This is a genomic window from Pseudomonas sp. NBRC 111138 (assembly GCF_001320835.1).
Lineage (GTDB): Bacteria > Pseudomonadota > Gammaproteobacteria > Pseudomonadales > Pseudomonadaceae > Aquipseudomonas > Aquipseudomonas paracarnis.
Genome location: NZ_BCBO01000158.1, coordinates 1 through 16619 on the forward strand (window position 1 = coordinate 1; position 16619 = coordinate 16619).

Annotated in this window: 11 protein-coding genes; 9 read left to right on the forward strand and 2 right to left on the reverse strand. The window is 59.0% G+C overall.

The features are described from left to right. Nucleotides 1-35: 35 nt before the first annotated feature. The gene (locus APH41_RS25850) at nt 36-305 is read right to left on the reverse strand and encodes a DUF2790 domain-containing protein (protein WP_054896740.1); all 270 of its coding nucleotides are present in this window, start codon (nt 303-305) and stop codon (nt 36-38) included. Nucleotides 306-702: 397 nt separating this feature from the next. On the opposite strand from APH41_RS25850, the gene acs reads away from it, so the two are divergent. The 7 genes from acs (at nt 703) to argR (ending at nt 8722) form a co-directional block, all read left to right on the forward strand. Further along, the gene (acs, locus tag APH41_RS25855; protein ID WP_005790645.1) at nt 703-2658 is read left to right on the forward strand and encodes an acetate--CoA ligase; all 1956 of its coding nucleotides are present in this window, start codon (nt 703-705) and stop codon (nt 2656-2658) included. 697 nt (nt 2659-3355) lie between these two features. Next, nucleotides 3356-4141 carry an ABC transporter substrate-binding protein gene (locus APH41_RS25860; RefSeq protein WP_043050341.1) on the forward strand — a complete coding sequence of 262 codons (786 nt, stop codon included), beginning with the start codon at nt 3356-3358 and terminating at the stop codon, nt 4139-4141. 91 nt (nt 4142-4232) lie between these two features. Then, nucleotides 4233-4922 carry an ABC transporter permease gene (locus tag APH41_RS25865; RefSeq protein WP_003193627.1) on the forward strand — a complete coding sequence of 230 codons (690 nt, stop codon included), beginning with the start codon at nt 4233-4235 and terminating at the stop codon, nt 4920-4922. Then, nucleotides 4919-5617, forward strand: a complete 699-nt coding sequence (locus APH41_RS25870; protein WP_034119440.1) for an ABC transporter permease — start codon at nt 4919-4921, stop codon at nt 5615-5617. Before APH41_RS25865 ends, APH41_RS25870 begins: the two co-directional genes overlap by 4 nt. A 1-nt stretch (nt 5618) precedes the next feature. After that, complete coding sequence (locus APH41_RS25875; RefSeq protein ID WP_054896742.1) at nt 5619-6731, forward strand: succinylglutamate desuccinylase/aspartoacylase family protein; 1113 nt, start codon at nt 5619-5621, stop codon at nt 6729-6731. A gap of 27 nt (nt 6732-6758) precedes the next feature. Next, a complete protein-coding gene (locus APH41_RS25880; protein ID WP_054922314.1) occupies nt 6759-7523 on the forward strand; it encodes an ABC transporter ATP-binding protein in 765 nt (254 codons plus the stop codon). Nucleotides 7524-7741: 218 nt separating this feature from the next. Continuing rightward, nucleotides 7742-8722 carry a transcriptional regulator ArgR gene (argR, locus tag APH41_RS25885; RefSeq protein WP_034128470.1) on the forward strand — a complete coding sequence of 327 codons (981 nt, stop codon included), beginning with the start codon at nt 7742-7744 and terminating at the stop codon, nt 8720-8722. Nucleotides 8723-8730: 8 nt separating this feature from the next. Here the strand turns inward: argR and APH41_RS25890 are convergent, their stop codons facing one another. Continuing rightward, complete coding sequence (locus tag APH41_RS25890; protein WP_054922317.1) at nt 8731-13758, reverse strand: dermonecrotic toxin domain-containing protein; 5028 nt, start codon at nt 13756-13758, stop codon at nt 8731-8733. 388 nt (nt 13759-14146) lie between these two features. On the opposite strand from APH41_RS25890, the gene APH41_RS25895 reads away from it, so the two are divergent. Next, nucleotides 14147-15367 (forward strand): aspartate aminotransferase family protein, encoded by a 1221-nt coding sequence (locus APH41_RS25895; RefSeq protein WP_054922319.1) that lies wholly within the window; start codon nt 14147-14149, stop codon nt 15365-15367. Nucleotides 15368-15578: 211 nt separating this feature from the next. Beyond that, the gene (aruF, locus tag APH41_RS25900; protein WP_015885475.1) at nt 15579-16598 is read left to right on the forward strand and encodes an arginine/ornithine succinyltransferase subunit alpha; all 1020 of its coding nucleotides are present in this window, start codon (nt 15579-15581) and stop codon (nt 16596-16598) included. Nucleotides 16599-16619: the final 21 nt, after the last annotated feature.

The following is a 16619-nucleotide window of genomic DNA, read 5'->3' on the forward strand; positions in this document are numbered from 1 at the left end:
TCTTGCGGCAATTAAGAATCCAACTTCAGAAGTTGTTAGCCGTTAGAGCAACCATTGCCCATTACTTGATAGTTAAGAATATGACGCTGGCCTTGAGAATCTTCATATTCCATCTTCACCGGTACAACTTCGCAGACTTCTGGAATGCTGCTCATGGACAAGACTTTGGCCACATCCAAGTGCGTGCTATAGGTGTAGTTCTCGACAATCGGGGCGTTCTGGCCGGCCAGTTCAGTCGGGGCTTCGTCCGCCAGGGCAGCGGTGGCACACAGGCTGCTCAGGGCGATCACTAATAACGCTTTCATTGCTTCATTACCTTCTTCAGGGCGAAAGGGGGCACGGGGCCCTTGTGAGGCCGCGTGTGTCACTTAAAAGTTGGGAAGTTCGGATTAACGTTGCCTTCGTGGGGGCTGTTGCGTTGTTAATCAGAGTGCCTTGTTGGCGGAGTTGATTTTAGGCGCCTCGGTTATATTCATATACCCGTGCTTTTGATAAACACTTTTGGCGGTTTTTGTAACAATCCCTCAATCAAGATTTTTTCAGAAACCTGCCAGCCGCCGCAGCACGCGGGCCAGAGCGGTGAAAAGGCATAGCAGGGCAATTTGTAGGGTCTTGTTACTACCATCGTCGAATGGTTCTATAGGCCCACCCCGGCTACAACAGGGGCCATACAACAACAACTATGTCACCGAGGTAAGAAAGATGAGTGCGGCTTCCCTGTACCCCGTTCGCCCCGAAGTAGCAGCCAACACGCTGACCGACGAGGCGACCTACAAGGCCATGTACCAGCAGTCGGTGGTCAACCCCGATGGCTTCTGGCGCGAGCAAGCCAAGCGCCTTGACTGGGTCAAGCCTTTCACCGCGGTGAAGCAGACCTCTTTCGACGACCACCATGTCGACATCAAATGGTTCGCCGATGGCACCCTGAACGTTTCCTACAATTGCCTGGACCGTCACCTCGCCGAGCGTGGCGACCAGATCGCAATCATCTGGGAGGGCGACGACCCTGCCGAGAGCCGCAACATCACCTACCGCGAGTTGCATGAAGAAGTCTGCAAGTTCGCCAACGCCTTGCGCGGTCAGGACGTGCACCGCGGCGATGTGGTGACTATCTATATGCCGATGATTCCCGAAGCCGTGGTCGCCATGCTGGCCTGTACCCGCATCGGCGCGATCCATTCGGTGGTGTTTGGCGGTTTTTCCCCAGAAGCCCTGGCCGGTCGCATCATCGACTGTAAGTCGAAAGTGGTGATTACCGCTGACGAAGGCATTCGCGCCGGTAAGAAAATTCCGCTTAAGGCTAACGTTGACGACGCACTGACCAACCCGGAAACCAGCAGCATCCAGAAGGTGATCGTGTGCAAGCGCACCAATGGCGCGATCAAGTGGAACCAGCATCGCGACATCTGGTACGAAGACCTGATGAAAGTGGCGGGCACCGTGTGTGCGCCAAAAGAGATGGGCGCCGAAGAAGCGCTGTTTATCCTCTATACCTCCGGCTCTACCGGCAAGCCCAAGGGTGTGCAGCACACCACCGGTGGCTACTTGCTCTATGCGGCCCTGACCCACGAGCGCGTATTCGACTATCGCCCAGGCGAAATCTACTGGTGCACCGCCGACGTCGGCTGGGTCACTGGCCACACCTACATCGTCTACGGCCCGCTGGCCAATGGCGCGACCACGCTGCTGTTCGAAGGCGTGCCGAACTACCCGGACATCACCCGCGTGGCGAAGATCGTCGACAAGCACAAGGTCAATATCCTCTACACCGCACCGACCGCGATCCGCGCGATGATGGCTTCCGGCACCGCAGCCTGCGAAGGCGCCGACGGCAGCAGCCTGCGCCTGTTGGGCTCGGTGGGTGAGCCGATCAACCCGGAAGCCTGGGACTGGTACTACAAGAACGTCGGCCAATCCCGTTGCCCGATCGTCGATACCTGGTGGCAGACCGAAACCGGTGCCACGCTGATGAGCCCACTGCCAGGCGCCCATGCGTTGAAGCCGGGTTCGGCGGCACGGCCGTTCTTCGGTGTGGTGCCGGCGCTAGTGGACAACCTGGGCAACATCATCGAAGGCGCCGCCGAAGGCAACCTGGTGATTCTGGATTCTTGGCCAGGCCAGGCGCGTACCCTGTACGGCGACCATGACCGTTTTGTCGACACCTACTTCAAGACCTTCCGCGGCATGTACTTCACCGGTGACGGCGCACGTCGCGATGAGGATGGTTACTGGTGGATCACTGGCCGTGTGGATGACGTGTTGAACGTGTCCGGCCACCGCATGGGTACTGCCGAGATCGAGAGCGCCATGGTTGCGCACCCCAAAGTCGCCGAGGCGGCGGTGGTGGGCGTGCCGCATGACATCAAGGGGCAGGGCATTTATGTGTATGTCACCTTGAAGAATGGTGAAGAGCCCAACGAAGCACTGCGCCTGGAGCTGAAAAACTGGGTGCGCAAGGAAATCGGGCCGATTGCCTCGCCGGACGTAATCCAGTGGGCGCCCGGGTTGCCGAAAACGCGCTCGGGGAAAATCATGCGGCGCATTTTGCGCAAGATCGCCACGGCTGAATACGACGGGTTGGGGGATATCTCTACTTTGGCAGATCCAAGCGTGGTGGCGCATTTGATTGAAACGCACAAGACCATGAACGTCGCGTAAGCGGGGTAGGTGGGACAGAGCCCCATTCGGTGCAAGCCGGGTGGGGCTTTTTTGTGGGGGGCCATGTAACACCGAGATGCAGTGTGGGAGCTGGCTTGCCTGCGATAGCTATTTATCAGTTAGCCCATCTTTGGCTGATACACCGTTATCGCAGGCAAGCCAGCTCCCACAGTTCAGATCGCATTTCATAAAGGGGTGTGGGTGGCGGTCTGACAGAGCCGCATCACGACCAAGCCAATAAATATCGGTTTTCCCGGTAGGACGTTTCTGAATGTTACCGGCCCGCTCAAATGTGTAACCACCCGCACAAAGCTGGGGCAATGGACCACGCCCCCGCCCCGAAAAACCGCGTTCTAGACACCCCCAAAAATAAGATTAAACGCCAGACTTGCCGTGCTAGAAGGGTTTGCGAATAATAGGCCCGCAATTTGCAGCATCATCAGGTTTAATATCTTTTGTCTCTGCATAAAATTCAGAGGCTGTCAATGTGTTGGAACCGCTTTCTCAGTGCTTCTGTAAATTGTTGTCGCATTGAGGAAATATCGGCTTCCGGCCTGTCGTTAGAATGCCGATCACTCGCTCGTCGTCGCAGGTGTCGCCCGCGCAGGACGCAGCACCGCTATTCGGTTACACCTTCGCCGCATCGTGGGCCATGGCTCATACTGCTGTTTTTGCCCTATACCGATGGAGTCCCAAGATGAAGAAACTCGTGCTGTTGGGCGCCCTGGCGCTGTCCGTGCTGTCCATGCAGGCTTTCGCCGAAGGCAAGCCGCTGAAAATTGGTATCGAAGCGGCTTACCCTCCGTTTGCCTCGAAGGCGCCGGATGGCAGCATCGTCGGTTTTGACTACGACATCGGCAACGCGCTGTGCAAGCAGATGGACGTGAAATGCACCTGGGTTGAGCAAGAGTTCGACGGCCTGATCCCGGCGTTGAAAGTGCGCAAGATCGACGCGATCCTGTCATCCATGTCCATCACTGACGACCGCAAGAAATCGGTGGACTTCACCACTCGCTACTACCTGTCCCCTGCGCGTCTGGTGATGAAGGAAGGCACCACCGTCAGCGACAGTCTGGATGAGTTGAAGGGCAAGAAGATCGGTGTGCAGCGCGGTTCGATCCACGACCGTTTCGCCCGTGAAGTCCTGGCGCCAAAAGGTGCGGATATCAAGGGTTACAGTACCCAGAACGAAATCTACCTGGACGTGGCCGCCGGTCGTCTCGACGGTACCGTGGCTGACGCCACCCTGCTGCAAGACGGTTTCCTGAAAACCGACGCCGGCAAAGGCTACGCGTTTGTAGGCCCATCGTTCACCGAAGCCAAATACTTCGGCGACGGTATCGGCATCGCAGTGCGCAAAGGCGACAAGGAAAACCTTGAACGCATCAACGCGGCCATCGCTGCAATCCGTGCCAACGGCGAATACAAGAAAATCCAGGACAAGTACTTCGACTTCGATATTTACGGCGCTGACGCCAAGTAACTCATCGCAGCTGTCTGTCCGAAATGGCGCAAGCAACAGTCATCCTGAAGTTTGCGCCATTTTTTCATCCCCCTTTTCGAGGACCTGAATCATGTTGAAAGGCTACGGGGCCGTTATCCTCGATGGCGCTTGGTTGACGCTTCAGCTCGCCTTGTCGTCCATGGCCTTGGCCATTGTTCTGGGTCTGATCGGGGTCGCGTTACGCCTGTCGCCGGTGCGCTGGTTGGCTTGGCTGGGTGACTTGTACTCCACGGTGATCCGCGGGATCCCCGACCTGGTGCTGATCCTGCTGATTTTCTATGGCGGCCAGGACTTGCTTAACCGCGTCGCGCCGCTATTGGGCTTTGACGACTATATCGACTTGAACCCCTTGGCCGCCGGTATCGGCACCCTGGGTTTCATCTTTGGCGCCTACCTGTCGGAAACTTTCCGTGGCGCCTTCATGGCCATTCCCAAGGGGCAGGCTGAAGCCGGCCTGGCGTATGGCATGAGCAGCTTCCAGGTGTTTTTCCGGGTGATGGTGCCGCAGATGATTCGGCTGGCGATCCCTGGGTTTACCAACAACTGGCTGGTATTGACCAAGGCCACCGCGCTGATTTCGGTGGTAGGTCTGCAAGACATGATGTTCAAGGCCAAGCAGGCGGCAGACGCCACCCGCGAGCCTTTTACCTTCTTCCTCGCAGTGGCGGCGATGTACCTGGTGATCACCAGCGTGTCGTTGCTGGCCTTGCGTTACCTTGAGAAGCGCTACTCGGTAGGCGTAAGGGCGGCTGATCTATGATCTTCGACTACAACGTCATCTGGGAGGCCATGCCGCTGTACCTTGGCGGCTTGCTGACCACCCTGAAACTGCTCGCTATCTCGCTGTTCTTCGGCCTGCTCGCGGCCTTGCCCCTGGGCTTGATGCGCGTGTCCAAGCAGCCGATCGTCAACGGCGTGGCCTGGCTTTACACCTACGTGATCCGCGGCACGCCGATGCTGGTGCAGCTGTTTTTGATCTACTACGGCCTGGCGCAGTTCGAAGCGGTACGCGAAAGCTTCCTGTGGCCGCTGCTGTCCAGCGCGACATTCTGTGCGTGCCTGGCGTTTGCGATCAACACCAGCGCCTACACCGCCGAAATTATCGCCGGCAGCCTCAAGGCCACGCCTAACGGTGAGATCGAAGCGGCCAAGGCCATGGGCATGTCGCGCTACAAACTGTACCGCCGCATCCTGTTGCCGTCGGCCCTGCGCCGCGCGCTGCCGCAGTACAGCAACGAAGTGATCATGATGCTGCAGACCACCAGCCTGGCGTCCATCGTTACCCTGATCGACATCACCGGTGCCGCGCGTACGGTCAATGCCCAGTATTACCTGCCGTTCGAAGCCTATATCACCGCCGGCGTGTTCTACCTGTGCCTGACCTTCATCCTGGTGCGCCTGTTCAAGTTGGCCGAGCGCCGCTGGCTGAGCTACCTGGCTCCACGGAAGCACTGATATGGAACGTATCGATCATCTGCTGCCCTGGGGGCATTTGGGCTGCGAGCGCCAACTGAGCGTGTTCCGCTTTGGCAGCGGCGAGCGCAAGGCCTATATCCAGGCCAGCCTGCACGCCGATGAGTTGCCGGGTATGCGTGCCGCGTGGGAACTGAAAAAACGCCTCACAAAGCTGGAGCAGCAGGGCGCCCTCAACGGCGTGATCGAGCTGGTGCCGGTGGCTAACCCGATGGGCCTTGGCCAGCTGTTGCAGGGCAGCCACCAGGGGCGTTTCGAAGTGGGCAGCGGCAAGAACTTCAATCGCGACTTCGTTGAGTTGAGCGAGCCGGTCGGTGCATTGTTGCAAGGCAAACTGGGTGATGACCCGCACGCCAATGTGCGCATGATTCGCCAGGCCATGAGCGATACGCTGGCCGCCTTGCCCGAGCCGAGCAGCCAGTTGCAAGGCATGCAGCGTATCCTGCTGAGCCATGCCTGCACCGCCGATGTGGTGCTGGACCTGCATTGCGACGCCGAAGCCGCACTGCACATGTACGCGCTGCCCCAACACTGGCCGCAGTGGCGGTCGCTGTCGGCACATCTGAATGTGAAGGTCGGCCTGCTGGCGGAAGATTCCGGCGGCAGTTCGTTTGACGAGGCGTGCTCGTTGCCGTGGCTGCGTTTGTCGCGCATGTTCCCGCAGGCGCAGATTCCGCTGGCCTGCCTGGCAACGACGTTGGAGTTGGGCGGCCAGGCCGACACCGGCCGTGATGAAGCCATCTTCCACGCCGAAGGCATCCTTGCGTTCCTCGCCGAACAAGGCTTGATCAAGGGCGAGTGGCCTGCGCCGCAACACGAACCTTGCGAAGGTGTGCCTTTTGAGGGCACCGAGCTGCTGTTCGCGCCCCATGCCGGGGTGATCAGTTACCTGCGTAAAGCGGGCGACTGGGTAGAAACCGGCGACGAGATTTTTGAAGTGATTGACCCCCTGACTGACCGCGTAAGCACTATTTGCGCGGGCACCTCGGGGGTGTTGTTTGCCGTTGAACGGCTACGTTATGCCCAAGCGGGTTTCTGGCTGGCCAAGGTGGCGGGGCGCGAAGCGCTGCGTCACGGGCGCTTGCTCAACGACTGACCACCTGTTTTTGTGAGAACCGACCGCATGTACAAGCTTGAAGTCCAAGACCTGCATAAACGCTATGGCAGTCATGAAGTGCTCAAAGGTGTGTCCCTGGCCGCCGCCGCCGGTGATGTGATCAGCATCATCGGTTCCAGCGGTTCGGGCAAAAGTACCTTTTTGCGCTGCATCAACCTGCTGGAGCAGCCCCACGCCGGCAAGATTCTGCTCAATAACGAAGAGCTGAAACTGGTGGCCAGCAAGGACGGCGCCATGAAGGCCGCCGACCCCAAGCAACTGCAACGTATGCGTTCACGCCTGTCCATGGTGTTCCAGCATTTCAACCTGTGGTCGCACATGACCGCGATTGAAAACGTGATGGAAGCCCCGGTGCACGTGTTGGGCATATCGAAGAAAGAGGCCCGTGAAAAGGCCGAGCATTACCTGGCCAAAGTCGGCGTGGGCCATCGTAAGGATGCGTTCCCGGGCCACATGTCCGGTGGCGAGCAGCAGCGCGTAGCGATTGCTCGTGCGCTGGCGATGGAGCCTGAGGTGATGCTGTTCGACGAACCTACTTCGGCGCTGGATCCGGAGTTGGTGGGCGAAGTGCTCAAGGTCATGCAGGACCTGGCCCAGGAAGGCCGCACCATGGTGGTGGTGACCCACGAAATGGGCTTTGCCCGCGAAGTGTCGAACCAGTTGGTGTTTTTGCACAAAGGCATTGTTGAAGAACGGGGCAATCCTCGCGAAGTGCTGGTGAACCCGCAGTCCGAGCGCCTTCAGCAATTCCTGTCCGGCAGCTTGAAATAGTCAAGGTTGCCACCCCTCCCCTGTAGGAGCGAGCTTGCTCGCGAAGATCGTCAACGATAACGCGGGAAGCCTGATACCCCGTGGCGTTCTCAGGTTTTTCGCGAGCAAGCTCGCTCCTACAGGAGGGCAGGGCTTCATTGTTTTTGAGATTTGTGTTGGTTTACGGGCTAGCATTGGCCCACAGCTTCTTTCACCGTTTTCGCTCCGGATAGCACTCCATGACCGCCCACAAAATTGGTTTCCTAATTTGGCCCAGCACAAAAGCACTCACGCTTGCGCTGGCTGAGGAGGCCTTGCGCGTTGCTCAGCGGGTACATCCGGATGTGGTCTACGAATTGTCGTTTCTGCAGGCCGAGCCGCAAACCGAGGGGGCCTGGCAACTGCCGGGCGAGCCGTGGGCCGGCAAGCTGGAAGGTTTTCAGAAACTGTTCCTGCTGGCGGATGAGCCGCCTGCCGCCATCGCCTCCCAGCTCAGCACCGCGCTCAAGCAACTGGTTCGGGCTGGTTGCGTGATAGGCGGGTTATCGGCAGGCGTGTACCCATTGGCCCAGCTTGGTTTGCTGGATGGTTATCGTGCTGCCGTGCATTGGCGCTGGCAGGACGATTTCGCCGAGCGTTTCCCCAAGGTCATCGCCACCAGCCACCTGTTTGACTGGGACCGTGATCGCCTGACCGCTTGCGGCGGCATGTCGGTACTTGACCTGCTGTTGGCGGTACTGGCCCGTGACCATGGCGCCGAGTTGGCCGGTGCCGTGTCTGAAGAATTGGTGGTGGAGCGCATCCGTGAGGGCGGCGAGCGCCAGCGCATTCCGTTGCAAAACCGCCTGGGCTCCAGCCATCCGAAGCTGACCCAGGCGGTGTTGCTGATGGAAGCCAATATTGAAGAGCCGCTGACCACCGATGAAATTGCCCAGCACGTGTGCGTGTCACGACGACAGCTGGAGCGCATCTTCAAGCAGTACCTTAACCGCGTTCCCAGCCAGTATTACCTGGAGCTGCGCCTGAACAAGGCGCGCCAGATGTTGATGCAAACCAGCAAGTCGATCATCCAGATCGGCCTGTCGTGCGGCTTCTCCTCGGGGCCGCATTTCTCCAGCGCCTACCGTAACTTCTTCGGCGCTACTCCCCGTGAAGACCGCAACCAACGGCGCAGCAGCAGCCCGTTCGAGTTGTCGTCGGTGCCCTCCGAGCGCGGTTGAGCGGCGGGCTATTCATCGCCCTCTGTGTCGGGTCCACCGCTGACGGAGTCCTGGTTGGGATTGATCGGCGGGGGTTGTAAAGCTTCCGGTACATCGAAACTTACCGCCGTGCGGTTGTAATAACTGCGCAGCATGGCGATCGCCGCGGGCGAGAACGGGTTGCCGCTGAGGTCGAAGCCCTGGGCTCTGTCTGCATCCATTTCAAGGAGGTCGCTGGGCAGCTCGCTAATCTGGTTATTGCGCAAGCTCACTTGATCAAGCGATGGCAGGTTGAATATTCCGTTCGGCACTTGCGTGAGGCCAGCTTCTTCGATCATCAAACCTGTCAGCCCCGACATTTTGCTGATGTCGGGCGCGACGCCCAGCGGGTTATGACTCAGGTCCAGGTACTCAAGGTTTTGCAGGTCGCTCAGGGCGTCGGCGCTGGTGGTGGTCAAGCGAATATGGCTGTTTGCAAGGCTCAGTGACTTGAGTTTGGGTAGATTGAACACGGCGCCAGGAATGTCGTTCAAGGCATAGCGGTAGATCAGCAGGCTTTCCAGGTTGGGAAAGTGCTCGAGAAATCCCTGGGGAATCGACGTAGTTTCCTCTGCTCTCAATTCCAGCTTCGAAATGTGCTCGAAATCGATATTCAATGACGGTAGATCGCCTAGCGGCGCCAGCGTCACTTCCATTTCATGGGAGGCGGCGGGCGGCTCTTGGTCGGAGTCCAGAGCGGTTTCCCGTCGCCAAGCTGCTTCCAGCACTGTTTTGAGTTCGTCTCGCACCAACTGCTGCTGAGCCTGCGCTTGCTCGTCCAGGAGTGCCCTCGTAAGCGGATGCTGTGCCGGCACACTCACTATCCATTCCTGCAAATCGGCTTGAAGACGCTCGTAGTCCGCTTTCAAGCGCACCAAGTGTGCCATTGAGTCGTCCAGGCCGCCGGGCAGCCTGAAGATGAAGTTATTCGCCTGGTCGACGCTGTACTTGGGGTAAAGCGCTTGCACCATAAGCCGCTGCGCGGGGTTGGCATCAGCACCAAAATGTTCGCCGGTTATCTGGCAATAGGCTTTGATCCTCTGCAGCGTGGCGCGTGAGAACCCGTTGCCTGACAGGTTAAAGGCTTTGGCGGCATTGCCTGGCAGTTGGAAGATCAAATCAGGCAGCCGACTCAAATAGTTGTTGCTCAGATCGGCGCTGACTAGTTGGGGGCGATTGAGCAGGTTTTCGGGAAACAGGGGAATATGGGTTCCGCTCAGGTTCAGCGTCTGTAGTTCGGGCATGTGCCCAAGGTTGGGAGACCGTGATAGCTGATTGTTGTTGGATAGGTCCAGGCTTTTGAGTCCTGTGAAGGGAGCAAGGTCTGTGTGGTTTTGCAGGGTCAGGTTGCAGTTGCGCAGCGTCAGTCTGTCAAGGTGAGAAAGTGCGATGACCTCGGGAGGAATTGTGTTGAGGGCAACGTCGCTCAGATGCAACGTACGTAGGTTGGGGAAGTGGGTGAGGAAACCTGGCGCTCCCCGGGTAGTGGGGTAACCCTTTAGCGTCAAACTGGAAATGTGATCGAAGTTTGCATTGAGTACAGGCAGTTCGCCGTGTATGGGGTAGCCAAGGTTCAGTGCGCGTCCGATTGCGTGGTCAGTATCGATCGGCGTTTCATGGCGCCAGCCGCGGAGCAGTTCTTGTGTCCATATCCAGCGGTGCAGTTCCGCTTCGGCGACGGCGGAAGAGGGTAGCGGGGCATCGGTGTTGAGAGAGGCCTGCAAGAGGTTCGAGCGCCAGGCCATCAGATCGGTTTTCAGTCGTAAAAGCTCGTTTTTCAGGTAACGGAGCGTCTGTAAGGGATTGCTGGGATAGCTGTTCAAAATGTCCAGTGTCTGAGTCAGCTCTTGCGGGCTCAGGCCAGGGTACAGCTCGTGTAACAACGCCAACTCGGGGGTGTTGCCGGCCTCTGGCGGTGTGGCAGGGTAGCCTTCCATGCCGCCGGGCAGGCGCATCAGCCTGGGGTCGTAGGCAGGTTTGCGCACTGGATCCTGGGCCAACAACGCGCCGAGCGCTTCACGTGTCAGGGGGCGCTGGCTCAAGGTTTGCCGCAACAACGGACCCTGGCCGATATGAATGCCCAGCGCATCGCGCTGAGTGTCAGGCAGGGCCTGCAGGACGGCAGTGTAAAAATCCGTTTCGGCAAGCACCATGCCTTTTTCGTCTTCGGGGATGTACTCGCCGTCGATGGTACGCACCAGGGTGCGTTTGATCGGTGCTTCAGGAGCGCCGATCGCATCGTGCAGCTTGCCGGTTTGCTTGAAATCGCGCACTTCCAGGCGCACAGACGGCGACCAGCCCGGCAGGTTTTCCAGCGAGTGCAGGGCGAGGCGGTGGGTGTCGCTGTTTTCCAGAGCGGTCATGTACAACCCTTCATGCGCCCGGCTGATTCGAACGTGATGAGCGGCCCAGCGTGCTCGCTCAAGTACCGGCGCGGGTACCTTGCCTTGGTCGATGTCCAGCAACTGCTGGCCGGTGGAGCAGCGTAATACGTCTTCGGCGGCGCTCGTTGGCAGGCCGGGCGCGGCGTCGATGATGGTTTGCAGGCGTGCGTCAGCGGTTATCTCCAGCCCGCGATAACGCGAGTCGAACAGCGAGGCGCGGCTTTTCTGAGCTGCGCGTGCCAGTTGTTTGCGCAGTTTGGCGGTGCGTGCAGGCAGGGTGGGCGTGGGGCCGAACGGCTCTTCAAGCAAGGTTTTGCGTTCCGACTCGTTCAAGGTTTCCAGCACGATCGTCAGCAAATCGCCCTTGTTCATCTGGGCTTCGTGTATCTGTGCCACGGCGGCGTTTTTATGGCCTTTGTGCTCCCAGACGGTTTCACCTTTGGCGTTGAGAAACCGCAGGGTCTTGGATTCGGGCCATAGGCCCGTCTGGCTCAGCAGCCACAGTTGCGTTTGGGTATCAGCCTTCTGATACATCGCAGGGTCATCGCTGTTCATCTGGTCGATGAAAGTTTGCAGCTGCTCATCGATCCGGATGCGCTTGAGTGTGTCGGCCAACAGCGGCGGCGGCGGTTGGTGGTCCACGTACAGTTTGCGCAGGACGTCATCATTGGTCTCGCTGATGCGACTGGCTCTTTCAAGACCGGCTTCGCTGATACCTTCGGCAGATGGGCCGAGCCGGCGCAGCAAGGTGGTGCGATTCCAGGTCAACGGGCGATCCACGGGCGTCAACCAGGCGCCCTTGCCATTGCTCAGTACGCGTGGGCGGTAGGCGTGGGGGCGCGTAGGGTGTTCAAGGCTAGCGTTGCCCGAGGGTTGTTTGATGGAGAAATATTGCCCGTCCAGCGCCAGGATCTGCTTTTGTTGATGGGCATGTAATCCCTGCGGGCCGGGGCGCGCCCCTGGAACCAATTGAATGTCGTGGGCGTAGGACGCCAGGTCGGGGTTCCACAGGCGGGTTTTACGGTCGGTGGTCACCGGAGTGAGTCTGTCAAAGAAGTCCCATAGCGCCTTCGGTAGCGTCTGTCGCAACAGGTTTTCGGCGATCGGTGCGCCGACCGCGAACATCCCCAGTTGGACCATTTGCTCAAGGATTGACATCAGGTGCCCGAATGCCTGGCGCTTGAGCCCTTCGGCCCAGTCGAGCACGCCTTCGAACACATCGTCGAGCAGTTGATAGGCGGTATAGCCGAGCATCAGTAAGCCCAGCGGCGGAACAAAGGGTGTTGCGATGAAGGCGGCGATTTCGAGAATGGCTTCACCGATTTTCTGCACAACCTCCCAGTGCCGCCAGCGAGCATTTCTGTCAGCGTCGGCGGTGGGAATGGCCGTTACGCGAGCATCGTTGAGCAACTTATCAAGCTTGTTCTCATACAGGTGCTCGTACAGGTCGTTGGTGATTTTCGTCGCATAGAATTGCAGGTTGGTTTTGGCCACAGGTTCGTCACGCCAGACAGGGCGGGGGTCGCCCGAAACATGCTCGTGCCAGACGACCTGTGATAAGCGGCTGTTGAGATCGGCAAAGAAGTAGCCACGCTGTTCATGCCTGACGAAACGGCTGAAAAACGCCTGATAGTCGGCGCTGCGCAGTTTGTTCGCCAGGTCCTGCATGAAAGCCTGACCGTTGGCGTAATACTTGAGCGGCGATTGCGGGTCGCCCGGAATGTAGGCCACCATCGGGACGGCGCTGCGATTGGACTCCAGGTCGGCGGCGAACAGCACGATGCCGGTCAAGGGGGCGTTCATCAGGCTAAGGTCATGGCACAGCAACGGCCTGCCGTTCAGGTCGCCGATCAGGTTTTTGAGAAAGCTGCGAAGTGCATTGAACGCTTGGGGCGATACATCTTTTTTCAGCTGCGCCATATGCAAGCTGGCTTGGGCGTCGGCTTTCAGGCTGTTGATGACCTTTTGGCGCAGTTGAGCCTTGATCGCCGCGTCATTGAAGCCCAAAAGGTTCTTGAGGTAGCGCTGGTATTGCTTGCCGACATCCAGCGCGCGGCATAATCCAATGAATTGCGCGATGCTGATTTTCTCGCGTAATTGGGGCAGCGTGTTGAATTGCCCGGTGGCGGAGGGCTGAGTAATGAATGTCGACTCTGGGGCATATGCCGTCGGCTTGCTTTCGCCCGCATCAAAGTTGTGCAATGCCGCCTCCACCAGTGAAACGGTCCAGGTTTTGGCGCCAGTTTCTATGGGAAGCAGCGGTGTGGTCTGTGGGATATACAAGCGCAGGTAAATAGCGCTGACGTCGCAGTCGGCGTCAAACTGCTGCTTGAGTGCCTGTTGCAGCAAGGGTGCGGCAAATGCTTGCGGGGATTGGAGCGTGGACAGGGCGCTGTCGACTTGGTTTTGCGCCTTCCAACTGTTCTCCAGTGCCTTCTTGGCGGGAGCTTGCTGGGTGCGGTTGGCATCGCCATACCAATCGGCGAATTCAATTGGGCTGTTTTTCAGGGCCTGACGCCGGGCACTTGAGGCGTTCCCTAGCCATTTCGGTAGGCGGGGGTTGACCTCGGCGGGCACTACGGCTGCGACTTGTGCGAGGTGTTGGGAGAGCGAGGTCTGAGTTGGGGTGGGCATGGGCTGGATCTTCATTGAGTTGAGGCAGCGACATCACACCAACTTTGATGCAGGGCGGGAGCATATATAGTGATGCCCGCAAAGAAACCTGCAGATCTTGCGCTTGCCTCCCTTGCTTATGAGGCCGTGCTGCCCGGAACTCAGGTAGGCGCAGTTAGATCGTCAGGGCGCGCCAACCCTTTCGCTGCATGATCCTGACGTAAACCTGCCGCAGCGTTTAAACTGCGCCATTGCGACGCTATTTGTCGCATTGGCGTAAACCCGCGAAAAACACGGGTTGGCGCTATAAGAAGTTGTCGCTTGGCGACAAGGCCCCACTGAAAACTGTCCTTACAATCCCTGCATCGCCCGCCAGTTCCAGGCAGGCGTTCCTCTTCAGGAGACTCCGATGTCCGTTGAGCAAGCCCCGGTGCAACGTGCCGATTTCGACCAGGTGATGGTGCCCAACTACGCACCTGCTGCCTTTATTCCTGTGCGTGGCCAAGGTTCGCGCGTCTGGGACCAGGCCGGTCGCGAGCTGATCGACTTTGCCGGCGGCATCGCGGTTAACGTTCTGGGCCACGCCCATCCGGCACTGGTCGGTGCTTTGACCGAACAGGCCAACAAACTCTGGCACGTCTCCAACGTGTTCACCAATGAGCCGGCGCTGCGCCTGGCCCACAAGCTGATCGACGCCACCTTTGCCGAGCGCGTGTTCTTCTGCAACTCCGGCGCCGAAGCCAACGAGGCCGCCTTCAAGCTGGCCCGTCGCGTGGCGTTCGACCGTTTTGGCAGCGAGAAGTACGAGATCATCGCCGCGCTGAACAGCTTCCATGGCCGTACCCTGTTCACCGTCAACGTCGGTGGCCAGTCGAAGTACTCCGATGGTTTCGGGCCTAAAATCACCGGCATCACCCACGTTCCTTATAACGACCTGGCTGCGCTGAAAGCGGCGGTGACCGATAAGACCTGCGCCGTGGTTCTGGAACCGATCCAGGGCGAAGGCGGCGTACTGCCAGCCGAACTGGCTTACCTGCAAGGCGCCCGCGAACTGTGCGACACCCACGATGCGCTGCTGGTATTCGACGAAGTGCAAACCGGCATGGGCCGCAGCGGCCACCTGTTTGCCTACCAGCATTACGGCGTGACGCCGGACATCCTCACCAGCGCCAAGAGCCTGGGCGGCGGCTTCCCGATTGCGGCGATGCTCACCCGTGAAGACTTGGCCAAGCACTTGGTGGTCGGCACCCACGGCACCACCTACGGCGGCAACCCGCTGGCGTGCGCGGTAGCGGAAGCGGTGATCGACGTGATCAACACCCCAGAAGTGCTGGCGGGTGTGAATGCCAAGCACGACCTGTTCAAGGCGCGCCTGGAGCAGATCGGCAAGCAGTACGGCATCTTCACCCAAGTGCGTGGCATGGGCTTGTTGATCGGTTGCGTACTCAGCGATGCCTTCAAAGGCAAGGCTAAGGACGTGTTCAACGCGGCCGAGAAAGAAAACCTGATGATCCTGCAAGCCGGCCCCGACGTGGTGCGTTTTGCGCCGAGCCTGGTGGTGGAAGAGGCGGACATCAATGAAGGCCTGGATCGTTTTGAGCGTGCTGTGAAGACGTTGACGCAAGCCTGATAGCGACACATTTTATTGGCCGGACCTGAACACATGTGGGAGCTGGCTTGCCTGCGATAGCATCACCTCGGTGACATTGATTACCGAGTTGCCTGTATCGCAGGCAAGCCAGCTCCCACATGGATCTGCTGACACATTGAGACCGATGTGTATCCAGGGCCTGTGTCCGGCATTTTTTCCTCTGTGAGTTTTCGAGTTAAGGAGTGACACCATGCTGGTGATGCGCCCCGCGCAAATGGCTGATCTGGGCGAGGTACAGCGTCTGGCTGCGGACAGCCCGATTGGTGTCACCTCCTTGCCGGATGATGTGGAACGCCTGAGCGACAAGATCGCGGCCAGCGAAGCTTCTTTTGCGGCCGAGGTGAGTTTCAACGGTGAAGAGAGCTATTTCTTCGTGCTGGAAGACACCGAGACCGGCAAGCTCGCCGGCTGCTCGGCCATCGTGGCCTCGGCCGGTTACTCCGAGCCGTTCTATAGCTTTCGTAACGAGACCTTCGTGCACGCCTCCCGCGAGCTGAAGATCCACAACAAGATCCACGTGCTTTCCCAGTGCCACGACCTTACCGGCAACAGCCTGCTCACCAGTTTCTACGTGAAGCCTGCGCTGGTCGGTTCGCCGTGGTCGGAACTCAATTCCCGTGGCCGACTGCTGTTTGTCGCCAGCCATCCCGAGCGCTTTGCCGACTCGGTGGTGACCGAGATTGTCGGCTACAGCGACGAGAACGGTGACTCGCCGTTCTGGGATGCCATTGGCCGCAACTTCTTCGACCTCAACTACGCCGCCGCCGAGCGCCTGTGCGGGCTGAAAAGCCGTACCTTCCTCGCCGAGCTGATGCCGCACTATCCGATCTACGTGCCGCTGCTGCCGGACGAAGCGCAAGAAGCCATGGGCCAGGTGCACCCGCGTGCGCAAATCACCTTCGACATCCTCATGCGTGAAGGTTTCGAAACTGACCATTACATCGACATCTTCGACGGTGGCCCGACGCTGCACGCACGGGTGTCGGGCATTCGCTCGATTGCCCAGAGCCGCGTGGTGCCGGTGAAGATCGGCGAGATGGTCAAGGGCGTCGGTCGTCAGTACCTGGTGAGCAACGCGCAGTTGCAGGATTACCGTGCGGTGATGCTGGAGCTGGACTACGCGCCCGGCAAGCCAGTGACCCTGGACCTGGCGGCCGCCGAAGCCCTGGGCGTTGGCGAAGGCGCGAGCGTGCGTTTGGTTGCGGTATAAAAACAGAGTTTCGCGGGTGGC

Bases quoted from the DNA above. Each gene is read 5' to 3' on its own strand.
- aruF (WP_015885475.1), top strand. From the start codon at position 15,579: ATGCTGGTGATGCGCCCCGCGCAAATGGCTGATCTGGGCGAGGTACAG.
- acs (WP_005790645.1), top strand. From the start codon at position 703: ATGAGTGCGGCTTCCCTGTACCCCGTTCGCCCCGAAGTAGCAGCCAAC.
- APH41_RS25850 (WP_054896740.1), bottom strand. From the start codon at position 305: ATGAAAGCGTTATTAGTGATCGCCCTGAGCAGCCTGTGTGCCACCGCT.
- APH41_RS25895 (WP_054922319.1), top strand. From the start codon at position 14,147: ATGTCCGTTGAGCAAGCCCCGGTGCAACGTGCCGATTTCGACCAGGTG.
- APH41_RS25865 (WP_003193627.1), top strand. From the start codon at position 4,233: ATGTTGAAAGGCTACGGGGCCGTTATCCTCGATGGCGCTTGGTTGACG.
- APH41_RS25870 (WP_034119440.1), top strand. From the start codon at position 4,919: ATGATCTTCGACTACAACGTCATCTGGGAGGCCATGCCGCTGTACCTT.
- APH41_RS25890 (WP_054922317.1), bottom strand. From the start codon at position 13,758: ATGCCCACCCCAACTCAGACCTCGCTCTCCCAACACCTCGCACAAGTC.
- APH41_RS25880 (WP_054922314.1), top strand. From the start codon at position 6,759: ATGTACAAGCTTGAAGTCCAAGACCTGCATAAACGCTATGGCAGTCAT.
- argR (WP_034128470.1), top strand. From the start codon at position 7,742: ATGACCGCCCACAAAATTGGTTTCCTAATTTGGCCCAGCACAAAAGCA.
- APH41_RS25860 (WP_043050341.1), top strand. From the start codon at position 3,356: ATGAAGAAACTCGTGCTGTTGGGCGCCCTGGCGCTGTCCGTGCTGTCC.
- APH41_RS25875 (WP_054896742.1), top strand. From the start codon at position 5,619: ATGGAACGTATCGATCATCTGCTGCCCTGGGGGCATTTGGGCTGCGAG.